The sequence below is a fragment of the Methylobacterium haplocladii genome (assembly GCF_007992175.1).
In the GTDB taxonomy this organism is placed as follows: domain Bacteria; phylum Pseudomonadota; class Alphaproteobacteria; order Rhizobiales; family Beijerinckiaceae; genus Methylobacterium; species Methylobacterium haplocladii.
In genome coordinates, this window is record NZ_BJZT01000043.1 from 26691 (window position 1) to 48655 (window position 21965).

The 21965-nt window shown below is 66.9% G+C and carries 24 protein-coding genes and 1 tRNA gene; 11 read left to right on the forward strand and 14 right to left on the reverse strand.

From position 1 onward, the window contains the following. Positions 1 to 18 precede the first annotated feature (18 nt). From MHA02_RS19290 to MHA02_RS19305, 4 genes are all read left to right on the forward strand, one after another. Positions 19 to 1230, forward strand: coding sequence for an MFS transporter (locus MHA02_RS19290; RefSeq protein ID WP_147081854.1), 1212 nt, complete (start codon positions 19 to 21; stop codon positions 1228 to 1230). A gap of 132 nt (positions 1231 to 1362) precedes the next feature. After that, positions 1363 to 1752 (forward strand): hypothetical protein, encoded by a 390-nt coding sequence (locus MHA02_RS19295; RefSeq protein WP_147081771.1) that lies wholly within the window; start codon positions 1363 to 1365, stop codon positions 1750 to 1752. Between the two features lie 144 nt (positions 1753 to 1896). Further along, positions 1897 to 2142, forward strand: a complete 246-nt coding sequence (locus tag MHA02_RS19300; protein WP_238180400.1) for a hypothetical protein — start codon at positions 1897 to 1899, stop codon at positions 2140 to 2142. Further along, a complete protein-coding gene (locus MHA02_RS19305; RefSeq protein ID WP_147081775.1) occupies positions 2143 to 2424 on the forward strand; it encodes a hypothetical protein in 282 nt (93 codons plus the stop codon). 77 nt (positions 2425 to 2501) lie between these two features. Here MHA02_RS19305 and MHA02_RS19310 read toward each other — a convergent pair whose 3' ends face one another. Beyond that, positions 2502 to 3839: an MATE family efflux transporter gene (locus MHA02_RS19310; RefSeq protein WP_147081777.1), complete on the reverse strand. Its 1338-nt coding sequence runs from the start codon at positions 3837 to 3839 to the stop codon at positions 2502 to 2504. A gap of 48 nt (positions 3840 to 3887) precedes the next feature. After that, complete coding sequence (locus MHA02_RS19315; protein WP_238180401.1) at positions 3888 to 5138, reverse strand: MFS transporter; 1251 nt, start codon at positions 5136 to 5138, stop codon at positions 3888 to 3890. A gap of 95 nt (positions 5139 to 5233) precedes the next feature. Between MHA02_RS19315 and MHA02_RS19320 the strand changes: the two genes are divergently transcribed. Next, the gene (locus MHA02_RS19320; protein ID WP_147081779.1) at positions 5234 to 6139 is read left to right on the forward strand and encodes a LysR family transcriptional regulator; all 906 of its coding nucleotides are present in this window, start codon (positions 5234 to 5236) and stop codon (positions 6137 to 6139) included. A 284-nt stretch (positions 6140 to 6423) separates the two neighbouring features. Here MHA02_RS19320 and MHA02_RS19325 read toward each other — a convergent pair whose 3' ends face one another. Continuing rightward, on the reverse strand, positions 6424 to 7203 hold the full coding sequence (locus tag MHA02_RS19325) for a lysophospholipid acyltransferase family protein (RefSeq protein ID WP_147081781.1): 780 nt from the start codon (positions 7201 to 7203) through the stop codon (positions 6424 to 6426). 576 nt (positions 7204 to 7779) lie between these two features. Between MHA02_RS19325 and MHA02_RS19330 the strand changes: the two genes are divergently transcribed. Both MHA02_RS19330 and MHA02_RS19335 read left to right on the forward strand, forming a co-directional pair. Next, the gene (locus MHA02_RS19330) at positions 7780 to 8805 is read left to right on the forward strand and encodes a Y4kA family protein (protein WP_497801054.1); all 1026 of its coding nucleotides are present in this window, start codon (positions 7780 to 7782) and stop codon (positions 8803 to 8805) included. Between the two features lie 34 nt (positions 8806 to 8839). After that, positions 8840 to 9250, forward strand: coding sequence for a hypothetical protein (locus tag MHA02_RS19335; protein WP_170249355.1), 411 nt, complete (start codon positions 8840 to 8842; stop codon positions 9248 to 9250). A gap of 201 nt (positions 9251 to 9451) precedes the next feature. Here MHA02_RS19335 and MHA02_RS19340 read toward each other — a convergent pair whose 3' ends face one another. Beyond that, a complete protein-coding gene (locus MHA02_RS19340; protein WP_147081787.1) occupies positions 9452 to 10618 on the reverse strand; it encodes a hypothetical protein in 1167 nt (388 codons plus the stop codon). A 114-nt stretch (positions 10619 to 10732) separates the two neighbouring features. On the opposite strand from MHA02_RS19340, the gene MHA02_RS19345 reads away from it, so the two are divergent. Then, positions 10733 to 11329 carry an NnrU family protein gene (locus tag MHA02_RS19345; protein ID WP_147081789.1) on the forward strand — a complete coding sequence of 199 codons (597 nt, stop codon included), beginning with the start codon at positions 10733 to 10735 and terminating at the stop codon, positions 11327 to 11329. Between the two features lie 193 nt (positions 11330 to 11522). Here MHA02_RS19345 and MHA02_RS19350 read toward each other — a convergent pair whose 3' ends face one another. Both MHA02_RS19350 and MHA02_RS19355 read right to left on the reverse strand, forming a co-directional pair. Continuing rightward, on the reverse strand, positions 11523 to 12290 hold the full coding sequence (locus tag MHA02_RS19350; protein ID WP_147081791.1) for a cobalt-precorrin-6A reductase: 768 nt from the start codon (positions 12288 to 12290) through the stop codon (positions 11523 to 11525). 105 nt (positions 12291 to 12395) lie between these two features. Further along, a complete protein-coding gene (locus MHA02_RS19355; protein ID WP_147081793.1) occupies positions 12396 to 12872 on the reverse strand; it encodes a VOC family protein in 477 nt (158 codons plus the stop codon). 200 nt (positions 12873 to 13072) lie between these two features. Here MHA02_RS19355 and MHA02_RS19360 point away from each other — a divergent pair. Then, positions 13073 to 13165 (forward strand) — tRNA-Sec (locus MHA02_RS19360). Between the two features lie 52 nt (positions 13166 to 13217). On the opposite strand, the gene MHA02_RS19365 is transcribed toward MHA02_RS19360, so the two are convergent. Next, positions 13218 to 13400, reverse strand: coding sequence for a hypothetical protein (locus tag MHA02_RS19365; protein WP_147081795.1), 183 nt, complete (start codon positions 13398 to 13400; stop codon positions 13218 to 13220). 132 nt (positions 13401 to 13532) lie between these two features. Between MHA02_RS19365 and MHA02_RS19370 the strand changes: the two genes are divergently transcribed. Continuing rightward, a complete protein-coding gene (locus MHA02_RS19370; protein ID WP_238180406.1) occupies positions 13533 to 14099 on the forward strand; it encodes a phospholipase A2 family protein in 567 nt (188 codons plus the stop codon). A 78-nt stretch (positions 14100 to 14177) separates the two neighbouring features. Here the strand turns inward: MHA02_RS19370 and MHA02_RS19375 are convergent, their stop codons facing one another. Further along, positions 14178 to 15260 carry a hydantoinase/oxoprolinase family protein gene (locus tag MHA02_RS19375; RefSeq protein ID WP_147081797.1) on the reverse strand — a complete coding sequence of 361 codons (1083 nt, stop codon included), beginning with the start codon at positions 15258 to 15260 and terminating at the stop codon, positions 14178 to 14180. Here MHA02_RS19375 and MHA02_RS19380 point away from each other — a divergent pair. Continuing rightward, complete coding sequence (locus tag MHA02_RS19380) at positions 15259 to 15936, forward strand: HisA/HisF-related TIM barrel protein (RefSeq protein ID WP_147081799.1); 678 nt, start codon at positions 15259 to 15261, stop codon at positions 15934 to 15936. The genes MHA02_RS19375 and MHA02_RS19380 overlap by 2 nt on opposite strands. Before the next feature lie 10 nt (positions 15937 to 15946). Here MHA02_RS19380 and MHA02_RS19385 read toward each other — a convergent pair whose 3' ends face one another. The 6 genes from MHA02_RS19385 to MHA02_RS19415 all read right to left on the reverse strand — a co-directional run bounded on the left by MHA02_RS19385 (position 15947) and on the right by MHA02_RS19415 (position 21954). Then, positions 15947 to 16909, reverse strand: a complete 963-nt coding sequence (locus tag MHA02_RS19385; RefSeq protein ID WP_147081801.1) for a UDP-glucuronic acid decarboxylase family protein — start codon at positions 16907 to 16909, stop codon at positions 15947 to 15949. A 168-nt stretch (positions 16910 to 17077) separates the two neighbouring features. Next, positions 17078 to 17590 carry a 5,6,7,8-tetrahydromethanopterin hydro-lyase gene (gene fae / locus MHA02_RS19390; RefSeq protein ID WP_147081803.1) on the reverse strand — a complete coding sequence of 171 codons (513 nt, stop codon included), beginning with the start codon at positions 17588 to 17590 and terminating at the stop codon, positions 17078 to 17080. A 232-nt stretch (positions 17591 to 17822) separates the two neighbouring features. Beyond that, complete coding sequence (locus MHA02_RS19395) at positions 17823 to 18686, reverse strand: triphosphoribosyl-dephospho-CoA synthase (protein ID WP_147081805.1); 864 nt, start codon at positions 18684 to 18686, stop codon at positions 17823 to 17825. Further along, entirely contained in the window at positions 18686 to 19603 is a 918-nt protein-coding gene (locus MHA02_RS19400) for an ATP-grasp domain-containing protein (protein ID WP_147081807.1), read from the reverse strand. Before MHA02_RS19400 ends, MHA02_RS19395 begins: the two co-directional genes overlap by 1 nt. 235 nt (positions 19604 to 19838) lie before the next feature. After that, the gene (mch, locus tag MHA02_RS19410) at positions 19839 to 20810 is read right to left on the reverse strand and encodes a methenyltetrahydromethanopterin cyclohydrolase (RefSeq protein ID WP_147081811.1); all 972 of its coding nucleotides are present in this window, start codon (positions 20808 to 20810) and stop codon (positions 19839 to 19841) included. Further along, positions 20740 to 21954 (reverse strand): ATP-grasp domain-containing protein, encoded by a 1215-nt coding sequence (locus MHA02_RS19415; RefSeq protein ID WP_174804691.1) that lies wholly within the window; start codon positions 21952 to 21954, stop codon positions 20740 to 20742. Before MHA02_RS19415 ends, mch begins: the two co-directional genes overlap by 71 nt. Positions 21955 to 21965 lie beyond the last annotated feature (11 nt).

The following is a 21965-nucleotide window of genomic DNA, read 5'->3' on the forward strand; positions in this document are numbered from 1 at the left end:
GTGAGCGGAACGCTACCGTTGGCCGGATCGCAGCTGCTGTCGTCGCCCGACGACACGAGGACCGGCGGGGTCTATCAGCGCCGCAGCCTCACCGGCGCCTGTCTCGCTCACGCCCTGCACGACGGCTACACCGATCTGCTCTACGTGCTGCTGCCCGTCTGGCAGTCCGAGTTCGGCCTCTCCTATGCCGGCGTCGCTGCAATGCGCAGCCTCTATTATGGCACCATGGGCGGCCTGCAGGTACCGGCCGACCGCCTCGTGGCCCGCTGGCCCATCCGCATGGCGCTCGTTCTCTCCACGCTCGTCGCGGCGGCGGGATTCGGCGTGATGGCGCTGACGGGGAGCTTCTGGGGGCTCTGTGCCGGGCTGGCGCTGGCGGGTATCGGATCGAGCATCCAGCACCCGCGCGGCTCGCTCCTCGTCACCCAGGCCTATGGCAACGCCGCGCGCGGGCCGCTCGGGATCTACAATTTCTCCGGCGACCTCGGCAAAGCCGTGTTTCCCGTCGTCGTCGCTCTGCTGCTGGGACTGCTCGCCTGGCGCACCGTCGGCGGCCTGATGGCGCTGGTGGGCGTCGCCGTCGCCGCCGCCCTGCTGCCGGTCCTGCCGCGCCGGATCGCGGTCCGCCAGGACAAAGCCGGTGCGCGTGCAGGTACAGGAGATCGCCGCGGTTTCCGGCTTCTGCTTGCCGTCGGCGCGCTCGATACCGCGACGCGCATGGGCTACCTGCTGTTCCTGCCGTTCCTGCTCCACGCCAAGGGGGGCGATCAGGCGATGGTGGGTCTGAGTCTCGCTCTCGTCTTCGCCGGCGGTGCGCTCGGCAAGGCGGCCTGCGGCTGGCTCGGCGCGCGTCTCGGCGTGGTCCGTAGCGTCGTCGCCACCGAACTCGCTACCGCTCTTCTGATCGCCGTGACGATCCCCCTGCCGCTGACCGCCACCCTCGCGGTGCTGCCGGTGATCGGCGTGTTCCTCAACGGCACCTCGTCGGTGCTCTACGGGACGGTGCCGGAACTCGCGCCGAGCGGCGACGTCGGCCGCGCCTTCGCCCTGTTCTACACGGCGGTGATCGGCTCCGGCGGCCTCGCCCCCATCGCCTACGGAGCCTTGGCCGACCGCACCGGCGAGACCGTCGGCGTCCTGGCCGCAGCGCTGACGGCGCTGGCGATCGTTCCGCTGGTGCTCGTCCTCGGACGGGCCCTGTCGGCGATCGGGGCGCGAGAAGAAGCGTAAGCATTAAAGATTGTGCTGTGCCTTTTTCAGCACGGCCGAGATTTGATTGCGTCCGGCCAAGCATTGCCGGTCAATGTTTCGTCACGATCCCACGCGACACGACGGCTTCGATTTGGTCGGAGGGCGGTCGCCTTGAGAAGAACTTGCTTCGGTCTGGTCCTGCTGGCGGGATTGTCGGTCCCGGTCGCCGCGACGGCCGCCGACAATACGGTGGTCGGGGTCGGCACCGGCGCGGTGGCCGGCGCCCTCGTCGGTGGCCCTGTCGGCGCGGTGGTCGGCGCCGTGGCCGGCGGCTTCATCGGCTCGAATACGCCGAGCACGCGCTCGCGCTACGCCCGCCGCTCCCGTTCCGCCTATCGCCGGCGCGCCGATCGCCCCGTGGTGCAGCGCGCGCACCTTGCCGAGCGGGGCCCGGCCGTGGCGCGCCCTCGCCCCGTCTCCGAGATCGATCTCCAGCCCCGCACGGAGACCACCGGCAGCACGCAGAGTCCGCGCGCTACCGGCTGGCAGGATCCGAAATGAGCCGGCGGTATCGCTTGCCCAATGGCGTGTCTCATAGAAATCACACCCGGCGAAATGACGAAGCATGACCACCGCGCCGCCATTTTCATGACGCGATGCCCGGCGCAGGATCGCTCAACGAAAGCGACAGCGAGCCCCGATGCCATGATCGATCCCGCCGCCAGCTTCCTCCAGTCCCGCCCGCTCCACACGGCACAGTCTTTCGGAGGGACCCGCGATCAAGGCGGTCTCTCCATCGCCCGGGTGACCAAAGGGGTCGCCATGGCCATCGGAAAATCCCTCGCCGTGGAGCGCGATGCCGCGCTTCCCGATTCTCTCGCCTCCCTCGTCGAGCGCCTGCAGGCAGGTCCGCTCGGTCAGACGCAACTCAAGCCCCGACGAGTCGCCTGAATGTCCAAGCCCGATCGCATCCTCTCCGACGCCGCCGTGCTGCGGTTCCCGATCAGCGCCGCCGAGGCGGTGGCCGACGAGAACGTCGCCTCCGTGATCCAGGTCCTGCAGGACCAGCTCCAGCTCGCCCGCGAAGGCAAGCTCCGCTCGGTCGCCGTGGTCTCCGTCTCCAATGACGGCGCCGCCATCGGCACGCAGTGGTCCTGCACCAACGGCGACGTCGCCAGCCTCATCGGCAAGCTTGCAGTGCTCTCCCACGACATGATGGCCGCCCGGAACTGATCCTTTGCCGGTTTGAGGTTCCGCCTGACGATGGGCCGCCCATTTTCGATGGGCGGCTTTTTCATGCGCACTCGAGTTCATGCGTCGTCGGGAAACGTCCGGCGGCTCAGCCTCGGATAGACGATCGCCTGCCCGATGCCGCGGGCGGCGAGAAACAACAGGAAGGCGCCCCAAAGTCCGGCATTGCCCCAGCCAAGCGCCTGGAAGCCGACCAGCGCCAGCAGATAGGCGACGACGGCCGCCATCATCAGGTCGCGCATCGCCCGGGTCCAGGTCGCGCCGACGAAGATGCCGTCCATGGCGAAGGGCAGCGCCGCGAAGAAAGGCGCCGCTGCCGCGAGCGGCAGATAGCCGTAGGCCGCGAGGCGCACCTCCGGATTCGTCGTCACCGTATCGATGAAGGCGCTGCCGCCGGCGTATGACAACGCGCTCACCGCGACCCCGAAGCCGAGGCTCCAGAGCAGGCTGAGCCGCGCGGCGACCGCGAAAGCGTGGCGGTTCCGCGCGCCCACCGCCTGACCGCAAGCCGCCTCTGAGGCGACGGTGAAGCCGTCGAGGAAGAAGCCGCCGATCAGGAAGAGATTCCAGAGCACGGCATTCGCCGCGAGGGTGACGTCGCCGAAGCGCGCACCGATTGCGGCGAACAGCACGATCGCCGCGACGAGGGCGAGGGTTCGAATCAGCACGTCGGCATTGATCTTGAGCGTCCGCGCCAGAGCTGCCGCATCGAGCACGTCGGCCCGGCGCACCGCGAAGGGCCGGGTGCCGAGGTGGTGGACGACGGCGAGGCCGAGCGCCGTCCCGGCCACGTCCGAGATCAGGGCGGCGATGGCGGCTCCAGTGATGCCGAGCCCGAAGCCGATCACCAGCGCCAGCGTCAGGGCGATGTTGGTGAGGTTGATCGCGACTTGGATCAGCAGCCCGAGATCCGTCCGCCCGCGCCCGAGAACGGATCCGAGGATGGCGTAGTTCGCCAGCGTGAACGGTGCCGCGAAGATGCGGATGTGGAAGTAGATCGCTAGCCCCATGAGCACGTCCGGGCTGGCGCCGCTGACGAGCGCGACGAGTGCCGCGATCGGGATCTGCGCCAGGACCAGGACGAGGCCGATGAGGGCACCGGCCGCGAGCGAGCGCGCCAGCGTGCGCGCAACCTCGGTATCGTCCCGCGCGCCCACCGCCTGCGCCGTCAGCCCGGCTGTGGCCATGCGCAAGCACCCGAAGCTCCAGAAAATCGCGTCGAACACCACCCCGCCGAGCGCCACGGCACCGAGCAGAGCCGCATCGCCCAGCCGCCCGATCACCGTCGCCCCGACGAAGCCGATGAGCGGGGTCGTCACGCTTGCCAGCGTTGCCGGAATGGCGAGCGCCAGGATGCGCCGATTGGTGAGGGGCGTCAGCGTGGCGGCTTGGATCATGCCCGGGCTTATGCGGAGCCGTGCCGCGGCTCCGCAAGCCTGCGGCCGTCATCCCCCCGATGCGCGGTCGCCCACGAAGTCCGAGAGCAGCGACAGCGCGCCGAAGCCGGCGCCGGCGGCGCAGACCAGCGGCCAGCCGCCCTGGGCCCAGGCATATCCCGCCGCCGCCGAACCGACCGAACCGCCGAGGAAGAAGATGCCGACGAAGAGCGCGTTGAGCCGTCCCCGCGCTTCCGGTGCCAGGAGGTTGATGGCCCGGCGCCCGAGGGTCTGGTCGGTGAAGACGCCGATATCGAGCACGATCGCCGCCAGCCCGAGCAGCACCAGCGGCCACCAGAACGGGCCGCCGAGACGGTCGGCCCAGATCGCGAAGCCGAAGCCGAGGATCGTCACGGCATGGGCCGCGATGCTGAGCGGACGCGTCCAGCCGCGGTCCCCGGCCCGGCCGGCGAGCGGCGCCACGATCGCACCGCTGGCGCCGACGAGGGCGAACACCGCGATGTGGCGCTGATCGAGCCCGAACGGCGCCTGCGACAGCCGCAGGGCGATGGCCGTCCAGAACACCGTGAAGGCGGCCATCCCGAGGGCGGCCGTCAGCGAGCGACGGCGCAGCACGGGCTCGGCCCGCACGAGGGACCAGAGCGACGCCACCAGGGCGGGATAACCTGCCTTCGTCTCCGGGCGGCGCACCGGCAGGCGCGTGCGCATCAGCGGGATCAGCACGGCCATGCTCACCCCGGACAGCACGTAGAAAGCGCGCCAGCCGAGGGCGTCGGCGACGAGGCTGGCGAGGGGGCGGGAAAGCAGGATGCCGACCATCAGCCCGCTCATCACGTCGCCGACCACTTCGCCGCGCTCGGATTCCCGTGCCATCGCGGCCGCGATCGGCACGAGAACCTGGATGGCGGAGCAGGCGGCGCCGAGCACGAAGAGCAGGGCGAGGAACGGCAGGGCCGTCGGGGCCAGGGCGGCCCCGACGGCGGAGAGAACCGCGACGGAGAGCATCCCGATGACGAGTCCGCGATTCTCGATCTTGTCCGACAGCGGGACCAGGAAGAACAGCCCGGCCGCGTAGCCGAGCAGGCTGGCCGTACCGACGAGGCCGGCCCAGCCATCCGCGATGCCGAGGTCGGGCGCGATCACCCCGATCAGCGTCTGTGGCGCGGTGAGGTCCACGATGATCACGCCGACCGAGATCGCGAGGAACCAGACGGTCCCCCGCGGAATGCCTTGCCCGCCGGCCACCATCGCCGGCGGCGCCGGGCGGCCCCGGGCCAGACCGTGCACGGTCGCTGTCATCGCTCCCTCCTGTCGATGTCTCGATGGGAGGGATGTGCGGCAGAGGGATCTATGATACAAATCAATAATCATTCACCACAACATGCGGTTCTCGCATGAACACGAACGACCTCGAGGCTTTTCTGGCCGTCGTCGAGACCGGCTCGCTGATGGCTGCCGCGGCCCGGCTGAACCTGACTCAGCCCGGCGTGACGCGGCGGGTGCAGAACCTCGAAGAACAGCTCGGCATCCAGCTGTTCGAGCGACCGGCCAAGCCGCTGCGCCCGACGGAGGCGGGCCGGGAGGCCTACGAGCACGGCCGCCGGGTGATCCAGTCGATCGAAGACCTGCGCAGTGGCACCTCGCCGAACGGGGCGATTCGCGGCGAGCTGCGAATCGGCGTCACGATCGACCTGTCCGAGGCGGCCCTGGCAGCGCCGATCGATGCCCTGCGCGAGACCTTCCCCGACCTCACCGTTCGGCTGACATCGGGCTGGTCGCCGCTGCTGATCGAGCAGGTCGCGCGAAACCAGATCGACGCGGCCGCGATCACCCTGCCCGAATCGGGCCGCCCATCCGAGGATCTGGTGGCCGAGGCGCTTCTGACCCAATCGGTCGTCGTCGTCGCCGGGCGCGCCCTAGACCTGCCCGAGGCGGCCACCCTCGCCGACCTCGCCCGCCACCCCTGGGTCACCAGCCAGGACGGCTGCGGCTTCCGCACGACGTTGCGCCGGCGCATGGAGGCCGAGGGCCTGAGCCTTACGGTCGGCGTCGAGGCGCCGAGCGTCGATCTCCGGCTCTCGCTGGTAGCCCGCGGCATGGGCCTCGCGATCGTCACGCCGGGCAAACTCGCGCAGAGCCCGTTCCGCGACCGTATCCGGATCGTTGCCGTGCAGAACTTCGCCCCGCAGATCCGCTCCTGGCTGGTCCACCGCCCGGCCACGGGCCGCCTGCGCCGGCCGATCGCCTTGTTTCGCGACGGGTTGCGGGCGGAGATGGGACAGCCGCCAAAGCAGAGCTGATCCATACGGTCCTGCAATCCACGACGCCCCTCATGCTGAAGTGCTCGCGCAGCGAGCCTCGAAGCACGGCCGACGGTCCTGCTATAATCGTTACTCGTGCGTGCTGCCGGACGCAGTCTGGATAACCACCAAGGCTCGAGCCAAACGATGCGTCCGCGTTTTGGATCAGCCTTGACTGTGCTTCGAGGCCCGCTGGCGCGGGCGTCTCAGCATGAGGATCGTGGAGGTTGCCGATTCTGTTGCGGCCCTCGGTTGAACGGCGTCGGCGCCAAGCCGAAAACCGCTCAAACCGCCCCGGACCCCTGCCCCGTCCCATCGAACACCGGCGCCGGCAGCCCCTGCTCCGCCAGATCCGCCCGGCCTTCCACGAGCAGCGCATTCGAGGCCGTCTCGATCCGGGCCTGCACCTCCGCCAGAAACTCCGGCCGACCGAGGCCGTGCGGGATCGGGGGCAGAAACTCGATGACGCAAGTCCCCGGCAGCCGCCAGAAGCTGTGGCGGCGCCAGTACAGGCCGGAATTCAGCGCCACCGGCACGCAGGGCACGCCGAGCGCCACGTAGAGATGCGAGAGCCCCTGTTTGTAGGCGGAGGGCGCCCCGGCGGCGCGGCGCGTGCCCTCGGGAAAGATGATGAGCTGTCGCCCCTCGCGGATCGCCTGCGCCGCGGCCTCGTTGAGCTTCGCCATGGTGCGAGCACCCTTGGCGCGATCGATCGGCACCATACCGGAGCGGCCGAGATACCAGCCGAACAGTGGGATCCACATCAGTTCGCGCTTGAGCACGTAGGTGAATTTTTCGAAGGGGATCGTCAGCGCCAGCGTCTCGAGCGTCGACTGGTGCTTGGCCGCGATCACCAGCGGGCCTTTCGGCAGGGCGTCGATCCCGCGAAAATCGACCCGCGTGCCGGCCACCACCCGCAGCAGCCAGATCGACACGTGCCCCCAGAACTGCGCGTATCGCAGGGTCGCCTTCTGCGAGACGAGAACAGGCAGGCCGACCAGCGCGATCACGGCCGTCGCGATGTAGAAGAGAATGTTGAAGGCGAGCGAGCGGACGACGACCATCGGAACCTGACACCCTGCGTCCATCCGCTGTAGCGCGGGGCGTGCCGCATCGCCACCGTCGGAATCCGGCGCTTCCGGCGCCGGTCAACCGCGCGGTCCCGGGTGCCGAGCCTCTGCCGCGTGTCGCCTTAGCGGACCAGGCGCTTGACGATGCGGTGGGGCCGGGCGGCAATCGAGTTCGGCGTCGGAACGTCGCGTTGACTTACGAGGTAGGCAGAGAGGAAATCCTTGGCTTCTGACTCTGAATGCAAAAAATAAAGCACGCCAAAATAGGCCTATGGCTGATAAAGCAGCAGTCAGTATTTTTGCATATATATGCTTATTTATTATTTATCCACGGATATTTAATTTGCAAAATGACGGCATTTCTTCTTAGTTTGGCAACAAGTATCCAAAATATTATATAAATATATTGATTTATGCTAGGTGTTCTAAGTTGGAGAATTTTCGATGAAAATCACATCGACGCATATCTCATGTTGCTAAACTGCATCAGACTGAACCGAAAATTTATGCTTCAACGATCTTAAGATACGGAAATCAACGCGTGGCGGCTCTAGCAATTCGGGCTATCTTATGTGGACTTGTTTGAATTTAGCCCGTGTAGTGACGTTGGTATTAGCATTGAACGTATCCGCGTGTTCAATATATCCATTGGTCACTGATACGACGGGCCTTAATACTTATGAGATCGTCCAGCATATAAGATGTGAAACCCGATATGCGGCACGGGGGTTCGTGTTCAAGCAGTTCGACCTCTACGACGACGTACCGGCTTATGGGACGATGACGGGAGCCGAGCTGACCCGTAGGCTTTACACCAAAGATCCGGCTACAGGCAAATACTTTATGTATCTCTACGAGCTTGACTGGAAAAAACTCAATCCAGGAATTAGAAGAACTTTAAATTTTTTTTCCAGAACTTCGTTCAGTTATGATTTTACCTTGGATAACACCGAGGTCAATAATCATGGTGCGGGTCTTGATTTTGTTGGCAACAGCTTTGGCCAACAGGACAAGGTTCCTTTGACGTTCAAGGACGAGAAGACCCGCGAGGTTGAGCGCAATTTTCGAATTTTTGACAACTTTGAGGATTTTATAAAGTCGGAAAAATTCCACAAATATTGCGAGAGTTTTCAGCCGTACGAGCCCAATTGGCACTATCCCATTGCCGGCACGACGAGAATCCAGGAGTTGGTAAAGACGTTTCTCGACCTCAACAAGTCGGGTAATTTAACTGGCTCCAAAGAAAAGCCGCTGATCCCGACTGTTGCGGACACCGTCACATTCACAACGAAGGTCACGGCAAATATTAATCCCGGAATCGCTTTGAATCCTGTCGTAAGTCGCTTGACGCCGACGTTCCTCCAATTCACGAATGAGAACAATCGCACGGATCTTCATAAGGTCATCATTCTACTTAGCCTTGAGCCCTCGAAAGGGGGATTTGTGACGGCACGCGCAAATCAAATCGCAAGGATCGGCCGAGCTTCAAATAACGTAGATATTCTTGCTTCTCAGGAACTCAATCAGCAACGCGACTATTCCACTCAGAATTCAATCATCGCAATTCCACGTGCGCTTAATCGAATCTCTCCGTAGCCAATGCTATCAATCGTACAAGCGGAGCAATATGATGACGGTAAAACGCATCGGTAAACGGAAAATACAGGTGAAGTTCATCGCCATAAACAAAACGGTTCGCATCAATGCCGCCGATCTTTTAGAGCTTGCGGTCTACCTTGCACGCAGGACGAAATTCGACGAAGTCAAAGATAAATATTTGAATGATTTTACGCTCGATGTTCCAGAAGATTTGGTGAACGCTCTCAAGTATCATGTGGCGAGCGAAACAAATGCAGACCGCAGCGCGCTCGCTTCGTCGCTTTTGAGTTGGGAGGGTGGCGGGATCTTCCTCAAGAATCCAGCAGCCGCGAAGCCCTCGCGTGCGACGGGGCAATCGACGCTAGAGGCAAATGTGGTCGAAGACGACCGAAGCGCTCCGGGAGGGCAGTATCCATGGAAGGATCCGCCCCCCGGAGGCTAGTCGTTTGGGGTCCGCTACGATGCCTGTCTGCGCTTGGCAGAGTCGCCAGATTGTATTGACGTCGGGCACCGGATCGACGGCCCGATGCCGAAAAACAGGTGTGGGAAACCGATCCTCGATCAGGAACCCTGCGCGTCGGCGGCCCGAGCCTTCCTAGACGATAGCAAACACTGTCGTCTTAGGGTCGTAGGGTCGGGCTCGTCACGGCCAAACTTTGATCGCCGCCGCCCGCCGGACGAGATCGCGGTCCGAGGTAATCTCGCAGCCTTTCGTCACGAGCGTCGCATAGAACAACGCGGCCGTATCCCCAATATTGTCGAAATTCCGCCCCTGCGCAGCCGGGTCGAGCAGTGCTGGATAGGCGATCAGCCCACCGGCCGCCTGGCAGGGGTCGTCATAGAGCGTCGCACCGGCGAGCAGCAGCCGCGGCTCGTCCCAGGTCAGCAGGTCGCGCGAGGTCGTCCAGTAAAAGCCGGACTGGGGGAAACGGTCCCCGGCCTTGGCCATGAACACGGCGATGAAGGCGCCGCTGGTGCGATGACGGACGACACTGCCGACTGGGGCGGGGAACGGAGCGATCGGCTTGCAGGTGTCGGTGCCTGTCCGTGCCGTTCGGTACGGGTCCGGGAAAGCGGCTTTGAAGGCGGTGCCGGTCCAGGCGCGCCAACCCGACGGGTCGGCGGGCGTCTCTGTGCGAAAGAGGCAGACGCCGTGCTCCTGGCTGCTGCTGGGCTGGTTCCAGCCCGTGGTCGACGCAAAAAAGTAGCGGTAGCGGCCGTCGGCAAAGATGTTGGAGGGGTTGAAGAAGCCCCGGTGCCGCCCCTGGTCGATTTCCTGGCGGAAGGGCGCGCCGGCCACCACCACGGGCGGAGCTTTTCGGGTGAAGGTCAGGCCGCCATCCGTCGAGCTGGCGCCGAGGACGGTATTGTACCAGCACTCCATGTAGACCTTGGAGCGGCAGCGGCCCGGGTGTTCGTTGGCCTGGTATTCGTGGTGCAGCAGCGCGGCGACGGTCTTGCCGTCCTCGGTCCAGGTCGCGGTGATCCAGGAACGGTCGTCGTAGGCGGCCGGATCGGGCCGCTCGCCGGAATCGAGGACGATGCGGCAGTCGATCTTGAGGTGGTCGAGGTCCGGGCCGCGCAGGGCCCGGTTCCGGTAGTGCATCCCGTAGAGAGCGACCGCTCCCGTCGCATCGCGAAACGCGCGGGCGGGTGCGTCGGGTACGTCGGCCCCGTCGCAGGCATCGCGGGAGGCGACGAAGACCGGAATCGGCGGCCCGACCAGCGTCAGCGCCGAGAGCGGCGGATCGCCGGCCGCGTGCACGGGGCCGGCGAGCGCCAGGAGGGTGAGACAGACGCGTGGGATCATCGGAGCGGCCTGGACTTCGTCCCCAAAAAGCAGTCTTGAATCATTACAGAGTGGTTCGGTACGGTCCCAGCGTTGGCCGACATCCACGGATTCGACGGCTCCCTTAGGACAACCATGGCGATCCTGATCCTCGGCCTCGTGCTGTTTCTCGGCACGCACGCCTTCACCATGCTCCGCCGACCCCGCGCCGACCTGATCGGCCGCCTCGGCGAGAACCGCTACAAGGGGGCCTATACCATCCTGTCGCTCCTCGGCTTCGCGCTGATGATCTACGGATTCGGCCTCTACCGGGCGGAGGGGATGATCCCGGTCTGGGATCCGCCGGTCTGGACGCGCCATCTCGCGCTCACGCTGACGCTGTTCGCCTTCATCAGCCTCGCCGCGATGGGGCCGCGGCCGAGCCACATCCAAGCGGCTGTGAAGCACCCGATGCTGCTCGCGATCAAGATCTGGGCGACGGCGCATCTGCTGGCCAACGGCGATCTCGGCTCGATCCTGCTGTTCGGTGGCTTTCTGGCATGGGCGGTGGCGGCCCGCATCAGCCTGAAGCGCCGCGCCGACGAGCCGGCGCGCAAGTTGCCGAAACCCGCACCGGCGGGCTGGACCCGGGACATCGTCGCCGTGGTCGCCGGAACGGCCGTGTGGTTCCTCTTCGCGCGCTTCCTCCACCCGATCCTGATCGGCGTCGCGGCGTGGCCGGGACAGGGCTGAGACCCACCTCGGTGCTTCCGAGGGGAGGCCGAACCAATCCGGAGCCACATCGTGAGCGAGTATCTCTCACAAGACGTCGGCTGCGCCACCGGAACCAGGGAGACTCCGCCATTCGGCGTTGGGTGAAGCTCACCTCGCCCGGGGTGGCGTAGCCGGACCTGCGAAGGCGAAGCGGATCCGAACGCTCCGACCCTCAGACGCAGCCGCTCAGCCACGCAATCGCACCCTCGACGGCGGGCACGGACGGCACGTCCGGCATGTTCGGCTGCCGAAGGATGATGACGGAAAGCCCGAGCTCGCGGGCCGCTGCGATCTTTGCCGAGGTCGCCGTCCCCCCCGAATTCTTGGTCACGAGCACTTCGATGCCGGCCTCGCGCAGAAACGCGATCTCGTCCGCCAGGGTGAATGGCCCACGCGCCGTGATCTCCGTGAGCCTTGGAACCGACAAAGCATCGCCGATGGGCTCGATGGTTCGCGCGACGTAATCGTGCTGCGGCGCGGCGGCGAACGCGCCGAGTTCCTGGCGGCCGATGGTGAGGAAGACGCGCCGCGGTGCGGATCCGACCGCGGCGGCCGCCGCCGCCATGTCGTCGACCTCGATCCAGCGATCTCCCTCCATGCGGTCCCAGGGCGGACGACGTATGGCGAGCAGCATGACGCCGGTCTGGGCGCAGGCCGTCGCGGCGTTTCGCGAAATTCGTGCGGCGAAGGGGTGGGTGGCGTCCACGACACGAGCGATGCGATGCCCGGCGATCCAGGCCGCCAGACCTTCAGCCCCGCCGAACCCGCCGAGCCGTGTCGGGACCCTAGGCAGTGTCGGATTGAGCGTGCGTCCCGCGAGCGACAGGGTCAGCGCCAGTCGCGGCGCGGTGGCCAAAGCGCGCGCCAGCGCCGAGGCTTCCGTCGTCCCCCCCAGGATGAGGACCGGCAGGCGGTCCGCCCCGTCCTGCTCCGAACCCATGTGAAGTCCTCAAACCTATCTCTGGTTCGCGGTGCTGTCTCACGGAATTTGCGCCGTGGTCCAGCTTGAGTCCTCCGGTTCTTTCGATTTCCGGCGTTCGGCCGGTCATCCAGCCGCTGCCCGCTCCAGCCCCGCGACGTCGAGCTTGATCATGCCCTGCATCGCGGTGAAGACGCGGGCTGCCACGGCGGGGTCCGGATCGCCCAGGAGGCGCGGGAGCATGTCGGGGACGATCTGCCAGGGAACGCTCCAGCGGTCGCGCAGCCAGCCGCACATGATCTCCGAGCCGCCATCGGAGGTGAGCGCGGTCCAGAGCCGGTCGACCTCGGCCTGGTCGGCGCAGGAGACGGAGAGGGAAGCGGCCGTTCCGTAATCGGCTGCGCGGCCGCCGTTGAGTGCCTGGAAGCTCTGGCCGCCGAGCGTAAAATTCACCACGATGGCATCGCCGGCCTGCCCGCCCGGCCACGGCCCCGGCGAGCGCTGGACATGTTCGACGGAAGAATCCGGGACGATCGAAACGTAGAAGCGAACGGCCGCTTCACCATCCTTGTCGAACCAAAGGCAGGTCCTGACCTTCGACATCGCGGCATCTCCCTTCCAGCCGATTCGGATTTTCGGACTTGCCGTAGCGTGCCGCCTTTCGGCGATTCGAAAAAGCGAGGCAGTACGCGGCGCGGGACGCCATCCTGCGGCAACCCGCCACCATAGGGCTGGCCAAATTTAGGTTGCGCGCAAGCCAAAGCGATTGCCGGCCACCGGGCAGGGCTGCTATCACCGTCGGTGGAGGCGAACGGGGTCTGGTGGCCCTCCTGGTCTTCAAAACCAGTGGTACGCCAACAGCGTACGGTGGGTTCGATTCCCATCCGCTTCCGCCAACCGGTCATAGCCTTGCATGAGCGAAGGCGTTCGCCTGCTCAAGCCACGGTCTCACGCGTCATCGCTATCCGACGGCGAGTTCAGGATATCCTCCAGCTCGTCGACCAGTTGATCGATCTGCTCCTCGCTGGCCAGCACCTTGACGGTACCACCACCTTCCGTGGCGAAGGCGAGCTCGATGGCCTCGCCGCTGCGGGTGGCCAGGATGCGGACGAGTTTCTTGGCAGCGCTCATGCGCGGGGGCCTCGTGCGTGGAGGGTGGGAACGGTGCGAGCTCGCGCCGTGACGGCTTTCGCAAAGCATGGGCGGAACCGGATTGTCGAGCTGGGGCTTACTGGTCCGGTCGAAGCGAGTGCAACCACCGTGATGCTGTTCAAGTCCCTGCTCGCCTTAGCCTTGTTGACCGTCGCCTCCGGTGCACTGGCTCAGACCGAGGCGCCATCGGCCACCGAGGAGACTGCGATCACCGGACCTCCGCCGCCGCTGCCGGACCTGTCCGAACCGAATTCGCGCAATGCCGAGAGCCTAGCCGAGCCGGGATCGAGCTCGGTGATCCCGAAGGCCTTGCGCGGCTCCGGCGCGAAGGCCGGCGGTCCGGCCAACGACCTTAATTCCGGCGGAGCCGATGCACCGCCGCGCGAGCCGAGCAGCAACCTCGCCAACGTGCTGGCCGGCACCGAGCTGTTCCACGGCAACTATTGCGGCGCCGGCCAGCGCGGCGAAGGCCTGCCGCCCACCGACGACCTCGATGCGGCCTGCATGAGCCACGACGCCTGCTACGATGCGGCCGGGTACGCCTCCTGCGCCTGCGATCGGGTTCTGGGGCGCGAGGCGTCGTTGGTTGCGGACCGGCCGGGCATCGCGCTCGACGTCCGGCGCAAGGCACTCAGCGTCGTGGAGGCCGCGGGCGTGATGGCGTGCCGGGGGCCGTAGTGCAGCGAGGCGGCCGAGGGTCGCTTCGCAACGCTCGCGATGACAAGACCGGGACCAGTGGCTATCTTGGAGACCCGCTCAGGTCCCGGTCAACAGCCCGACAGCCACCGCCGGCCCACAAGTCGAGACCCAATCGGCCCCGCGGTCAGTGAGACCATCGGCAATCACGTCGGTGAAAGCGCGACATGTGCGGCCGATGCGCTGAGCGAGACGCTCCGCCAAGAAGGCGCCTGCGCCGCAGATCACCAGTGGCGATTCCGCGAAAACATCGCTTCGTGAGAGCAGCGTCGCGGCAGCGTCGTGGAGGGGGCGGAGCTGGGCTTCGGCGAACCATGCCGCGAGCGCGCGCCATTCCTTGGACGTACCTTCGGCATGGTCACGGCCGATGATGCGGGAGAGGCGCGTCTCTGATTCGGCGATCGATTTGCCCTTGAGATCGGCGCTGTGCTGCTGGTCGGCGCCCTCGGGGAGATCGCCGAGGAGGCGGTGGATGTCGGCGGTGGTTGCGAAGGACTCGGCCATGAGGGCGGTGCGCCGGCCTGCCCAGGGCGCGTGCGTCGCCAGCGCCGGCAGGGCGGTGCGGACGACACCGGAATAAACGAGCTCGCCCGTCTCCAGGCGCTCGGCGTCGCTGTAGCCGGTCGAGGCGGGCCGGCCGTCGACGATCGGGATGAGGTCCGACGTGGTCGAGCCGATATCGACCAGCAGCGCGTTGGGGACGTGGCGACCGACCAGCGCGGCGGTGGCGTGCCAGTTCGCCGAGGCGATGTCGGCGCCGTGGACCTCGGCGGCCTCCGGCGCAACGAATCCGGAGCGGCCGGCATAGATCCGCACGCGGCCCTTCAGGTTCGCGGCGGCCCAGGCGGCGAGTTGGGCCACACCGTCGGCGCGGTCCTTGAAGCAGTCGGTCAGCTCGCCCGTCATGGTGACGGCGTGGTCGGCCTCGCCCCGCGCCCATACGGGCAAGCCCGAAAAGGTCTCGTCGAGAGCAGGAATGCCGCGCCAGAGCTTGCACGGTGCCTGCACGGCCTCACGGACGCGTCCGCCCTCGACAAGCGCCGCCTTGACATGCACCCCCCCGAGATCCCACCCGATTTTCTTGGGGTTCGAGGCGTCTGGGGCGTGGCTCACGGGGGTCTCGCCAGGGAAGCGGGGCAACATGACGTTCCGGGTGATCCCGGTGATCGATCTGCGCGGCGGCTGCGTGGTGCGTGCCCGCGCGGGCGACCGCGACGCCTATGCCCCGATCCGTACCCCTTTGGCCAGCGGATCGGCGCCCGCCGATATCGCCTGCGGGTTGCTCGCCGCATACCCGGCCGGGATCCTCTACGTCGCCGACCTCGACGCCATCGTGGAGGGCCGCGCGCCGGACCTCGCAAGCCTCCGGGCGATTCGCTTGGCCTGTCCCGACGTCGCGCTGTGGGTCGATGCCGGATTTTCGAATCTGGCGGGCGTCGGGTCGTTCCTCGAAGAGGACCTCGGGCGGCCGGTGATCGGCAGCGAGAGCCAGACCGATCTTCTTCTGGTTCGGGCGCTCGGTGACCGGTCCGTGCTCTCTCTCGACAGTCGGGCCGGCGCGTTGCTCGGACCGCAGGAACTGCACGCCGATCCATCGTGCTGGCCCCGCGATGTCATCGTGATGACCCTTGCGAGCGTTGGGGCCAAGGGGGGACCGGATCACGCGGCGCTGACCCGGGCGATCATCCTGGCCCCCGCCGTGTCCATCCACGCCGCAGGCGGCGTGCGCGGGCCGGACGACATCGTGGCCTTGCAGGCGCTCGGCGCCGCTGGGGCGCTCGTCGCTTCGGCCATCCATGACGGGGCGCTCCGCGGCTAAGCGGCCACGCTTAGGACCGGGCTTCGGCGGAATGGCTCTCGAAGTAGGCGATCGTGCGGGCGAGCCCTTCTCGCAACGCGACTTTCGGCTCCCAGCCGAGCACGTCCCGCGCCTTGGAAATATCCGGCCGGCGCTGGCGCGGATCGTCCGGGGGGAGCGGCCGGTAGACGAGTTTCGACGAGGATCCGGTCAGATCGATCACCGTCTCGGCGAGTTCGCGGATCGTGCTCTCCACCGGATTGCCGATGTTGATCGGCCCGGTGACGTTCGGCACGGTGCCCATCATCCGCACGAACCCCTCGATGAGATCGTCGACGTAGCAGAAGGATCGCGTCTGCTGACCGTCGCCGTAGAGGGTGATGTCCTCGGCGCGCAGCGCCTGCATGATGAGGTTCGAGACCACGCGGCCGTCGTTCGGATGCATGCGCGGCCCGTAGGTGTTGAAGATCCGCACGACCTTCGTTTCGAGCCGATGCTGCCTGCGATAGTCGAAAAACAGCGTCTCGGCGCAGCGCTTGCCCTCGTCGTAGCACGAGCGGAAGCCGATCGGATTGACGTTGCCCCAGTATTCCTCGGTCTGCGGATGGATCTCGGGATCGCCGTAGACTTCCGATGTCGAAGCCTGAAGTATCTTGACCTTCAGCCGCTTGGCGAGACCGAGCATGTTGATCGCGCCGATGACGCTCGTCTTCGTCGTCTGGACCGGATCGTGCTGGTAGTGCACCGGCGAGGCCGGGCAGGCGAGATTGTAGATCTCGTCGACCTCTACGTAGAGCGGAAAGGTCACGTCGTGGCGCAACAGTTCGAAGCGCGCGTTCGGCAGCAGATGAGCGACGTTGCGGCGGGCGCCCGTGAAGAAATTGTCGACGCAGAGAACGTCGTGGCCGTCCGCGAGCAGCCGTTCGCAGAGATGCGAGCCGAGGAAGCCGGCACCGCCCGTGATCAGAATTCTCTTGCCGCCCCCGTTCTGCATCGGTTCCGCTATATGTCTCGCGCCGGCCGAAACAGCCGTCCGCGCAAAAAGAAAGGGACGGCTTGCGCCGTCCCGATCTCGTTAGCGTCCAAGGAAGATGGAGGCCAGTCGCTGGAGCAGGCCCCGCGGTGCGGGCGGAGGCGAACTCTGCCCAGGACTGTCCCCGATCTAAGCGTTCGCTGCGAAGGGGTGGGTCGCGGAGTTGCGCTGCTCGGTGACAACCGAAGCCTTCGGCTCGCCGCGCACGGCGCGCTCGATCGAGAGCTTGGTGGCCTCGTAGTTGTACTTCTGGATCTTGGCGTCGTCGGCCGCTTCCCAGTGGATGAACACGCCGACCAGGATGAACAGGTCGTCGGCTTCGGCAGCCGGGATGGTGCCTTCGGCAACCGCGTCCTGAACAGCCTTGGCGACGCCGTGCTGGGCGGGGCCGAACATCTGGACGGCCTGACGGGCGTCGTTGATGGTGACCTTGTTGAACATCAGCGTGTTGGGCTTGCACGGCAGGTTCGGCGCGATGACCGCGAGCAGGCTGGTGAAGCCGTGCTTGTTGTTCACGAGGCCGTTGCAGAAAGCGGTCTCGGCCGGCGAACCACGCGGTCCGATGATCAGGTCGATGTGAGCGACCTCGTTGCCGTCGCCGACGAGCGCTTCGCCGACCTGAACCTTGTTGATCGTTGCCATTCGGGGGATCTCCCTGGATTCTTCGGAAAAAGGCCGCGCTCCCTCGTGGGCGCAGCCTAAGGCCGTCCTTGTTCTCGGCGCTCGACGCAGGAGCCGAGCCGGTTATCCCGGACAGCGGCGCGGACCGTACAGCGAGCCTCCGCACCGAACAACCCGCGCAAGGCTCTGAAATCGGTAATTTTTTGCCCTTCCGGCGCATGGCAGCCGGAACCTTTTGTGCCTTGCCGTTTCGCTAGCCGAGCCACTCTCCCCGCGCCGTGATAAGCGCGTCGGCAAACAATGTGGCGACCGTGAAATCGGCGCTGGTGCCGGGATTGATGCCGGCCGCCTTGAGACTGCGGTCGTAGGCGAGGAGCGCTTCGACAGGCTGCGTGCGGAGGTCGAGGGTACCGAGGGTAGCGGCCGTCTCCTGCCGGATCGCTTCGGCCGTCTCGAGGCCGTGCTTGCGGGCGATGTGGCTGTCGGGGATCTCGCGAAGGAAGGCGAGATGCACCGCCGTCGCGGTCCAGGGTGCGTCGAGGCCCTGCGCGCGGGCTGCCATCAGTGCGGTCAGGCCAACCTCGAACAGATCGGCGAAACCAGTGACGTAGGCGCGGGCGATGCGATCGCGCGAGGCAGCCTCCGCCATCGCTGCGCGTAGGGTGACCGGGGGGGCGTCGGCGGTGACGTCGTGGCGCTCCGCCTTGCCGAGGCCGCCGGGATTGGCGCGGCGGATCGCCTCGAAGACGTCGGTACCGTCGCTTTCATCGAGGGCGTCGAGCACCTGGCTCAGGCTTCTTCGGAGCCCGTTCGGAGCCTCGGCTGCACGTGCCAGCGGAGCGCAGAGCAGTAGAATGCCGAGGTTGGTGTTCTGGCCGACGGCAGCGATGGTCGCCTCGACGCCACCGCGTACCCGCTCGCCGACGGACGCGCCATGCTTCGCCAGATGCGGAGCCGAGACCTCGGCGCTGGTGACGAAATCCGCCACTTCCATGCGGTGTCCGGCGGCATAGGCGTGGACGTTCCCGACCTTCAGAGCATCGAGCTCGGCGAGGCAGGCGTCGCGGTAGAGGTCGGCGATCACTTCCGCCGAGAGCGCGTCTGGTTGTGTGGCCATCACTCCTGCGCCGCCACCAGACGCGGGGGTCGGGCAGCGTGGAGCGCGTTGAGGAATCCGCGCACGACGCTGCCGGCGATGTCGACCTCGGTGACCTTCTGCAGGCCTGACCAGGCCGGCATCGAGTTCACCTCCAGGACCAGAAAGCCGCCCTCCCCGTCTTCGACGAGATCGACGCCGGTGTAGTCGACGCCGATGGCGGCGGCGGCCGCTTCGGCGAGCTCCGCGGCCTTGGCCGGCAGCTCCCAGGCGAAGGGTCGGCCCCCGAGATGCACGTTGGTGATCCAGCCGTCACCCTCGCGGATCATGCCGGCGATGGCCCGGCCCTCGCAGACGAAGACACGGTAGTCGCGCCAGAGGCCGTCGCGGCGGGCGACGTAACGCTGCAAATAATAGACGCGGTTGACCGCCTCCTCGCTCGGCAGGTCCTCCGGCCGCTCGATCAGCATCAGGCCCTCGCCTTGCGAGCCGAACAGCGGCTTCAGGACGATCGGCCTGCCGGGTCGCGCTTCCCGCTCGATCAGGGCGCCGGCGGCCTCGCGCTTCGAGAATACGAAAGTGTCCGGCGTCGGCAGGCCGGCGCGGGCGATGGCGAGGCTGGTGGCCGCCTTGTCCACGGAGCGTTCGATCGCGGTCGGCGAATTCCAGACGGTGACGCCGGCCGAGACCAGGGCGTGCAGCACGCCGAGCCGCATGGTGGTCGCCTCGAAGGTCCCGCCGGCGATGGTCCGCAGCAGCACGCCGTCGGGCAGCCGTCCGTCGTCGAAGCCCGGGACGCGCAGGGGCTCACCGCCGCCAGTGACGATGGCGACATCGTCGAGGGAGAACAGCACGGGCTCGATCCCGAGGGATTCGAAGGCTCCGCGCAGCCGCCCCTTGTGCCAGTTGCCGTTATCGGCGGCGAGCCCGATGCGCATTCGTTTTCAAGCCTCAACGCAAACCCTCTCCCCTCTGCGGGAGAGGGTGGCCTTCGCGTCAGCGAAGGTCGGGAGAGGGGAGCGCGCTATCCGGAAAGTTCGGAGCCAACCCCGCTCCTGCCCGCTCCGCGGGCACCCCCCCGTACAAGTCGGGCTTGCCCGACTTATCCTTCCAAAGTGCAGATATCGGGCAAGCCCGAGATCTGTTGGGGGGAAGGGTTGAAGCGCGTCGCGCCTACGAGAACGACGCGTCCACGAGGCTCGGCTCGAGCCGGCCGCCGCGGAACGTGCTGCCCGTGCGGACCGACGTGACGATGGCTTCGGCCGGCGAGAACAGCGCGCCGTCGATCTTGTAGAAGTCGCCGTTCACCTTCGAGAAGATATCGGCGAAGGGCGAGCCGTGATCGCTCGACGAGGTCGAGGGCAGCTGCTCAGCGAGCTGCTTGGCATCGGCGTCGTCGGCATCGACGAAGAGCTGCACGCGGCCGCCATAGATGATGGCGTCGTTGGTGCGGCCCATCGCCTTGATGAAGTCCGGGTGCGGCGGCGAGAGCGGGGCCGAGCCGATGCCGTCGAGGATGGCATGCAGGTCGAAGCCGACCGTGTGGGCCTTGTGCAGCGCGACTTCGAGGACGCGGGCGACGACCTGTGTGGAGCCGGCGAGGCTCTGCGTCGGGGCGTAGACGAAGGTCAGGTCCTCGGGCCGCAGCTTGGTGGCTTCCGCGACCTTGGCGACGACGGAGGCCGGCGGGGCGCTGGCGGATTCGAGGACGAGCACCGTCTTCTCGGCGGAGTCGTGATAGCCGAGCTCCTTGTAGAGCTCCTCGACCACCGCGACCGCGCGGCCGGGGCCGGAGCCGAGGGCGAAGAAGCCGGAATCGCCGGTCTCGTCGGCGAGGCTCCAGCCGGCATACTGGCTGCCGAGGCAGGCGAGCACCGGATCGGCCGAGTGGACGACGACGGAGTAGGGCCAGGAGGCGACAGGGCCGGTCGGCACGATCGAGACGGTGCCGAGGCCGCCGAGGCAGATCTCGGCGATCCGGCGGCCGGCTTCGAGCGAGCCGCGCACCTGCGAGCCGGCATCGACCATGCGGGCGCCGCTCTCGTGGGCGACGGCGAGGCGCAGGACGTCGGCGTCAGCGACCAGCCGGTCGATCAGCGGGGCCGTCAGCCTGTTGATGCTCGGCGGCTTGATATCGGTACCCATGACTCTCGGTTCTCCCATCGAGGAGGGCGGCGATCGTGCCGGCCCTCTCTCGCAACGTGTGTCTGACCGCTGCCGTATCCGGCCCCTGCGCGGTCACCGTGCAGAACGGTGCGTCGCCCGCGACGGACGAGCCGTCGCGGGGACGGTCCCGCGCGAAATCAGGCCAGTCGAGCGGCGGTACGGAGGTGTAACGCCGCGCCGCGTAACAGATTTCGGAGCCCGCCGCATCCACCGGCGGCGCATCGAGCCGAGGCATGCGCCCGAGGCTTGCCTCGATATGCGCGGCGAGCAGCGGCGTCGGCCGGCGATCGAAGGCGTCGAGCGTCGCGCCGGGACGCGGGTTGATCTCCAGCAGCCACCACGCGTCGCCGTCGACGAGGAGGTCGGCGCTGGCGAGGCCGCGCAGGGCCGTCGCTTTGACGAGGCCGGCAACCGCGCCGGTGATGGCGGCAAGCATGTTTGGTGAGACGTGCGAAGGCTCGTCGCGTCCCGGCGCGACCGCTCCGGCGAAGCGGAACGGGCGCAGCGCGCTCGGACGGCTCCACTGCTGGGTGAGCGCCAGCACGGCGACGTCGCGGCCGTCGGCCAGAAAATTCAAGGCGCAAGCGCGGCCGCGCATGCGAGCCTGATAGTAGTGGCCGGGCGGAGCAGCGCCCGCCGTGGCAGCGCGGATGTGAGAGCCGCCGGAGCCGCCGGAGCGTTTCGTCAGCCACGCATAGCGGTTGGAGACGGGCGCCGTCGTCACCCGCGGATGCGGGATCGCGAGGCGCTCACAGAGGGCTGCGAACAGCATCGGATCCTTCAGCGCCGCCACCGTGCCAGGGCCTGCGCCGACGAGCCGATAATGGGCGGCGATGCGCGCCATCAACGCGGGCGACCCCTCGAAGCCGCTGCCGAGGATCACACCGAAAACGCGCTTGCCCACAAGACCCGCCAGCGCGTTGAGCCCGGCCAACACGGCGTCGGTGCCATGCCGGCCCGTGCCGAAGCGGCCGGGCAGGGTCCGATGCGCCTCGGCCAGATCGAGCGTGTCCGCATCCCCGAACAGGTCGAGCACGTAGGGACGCAAGCCCGCCCGGCGCGCGGACTGCGCCAGCGCGCGCCCGGACTGGGCCGCGATCAGGACCGCGTCGCCCTCCCGCATGGCAGCGGTAT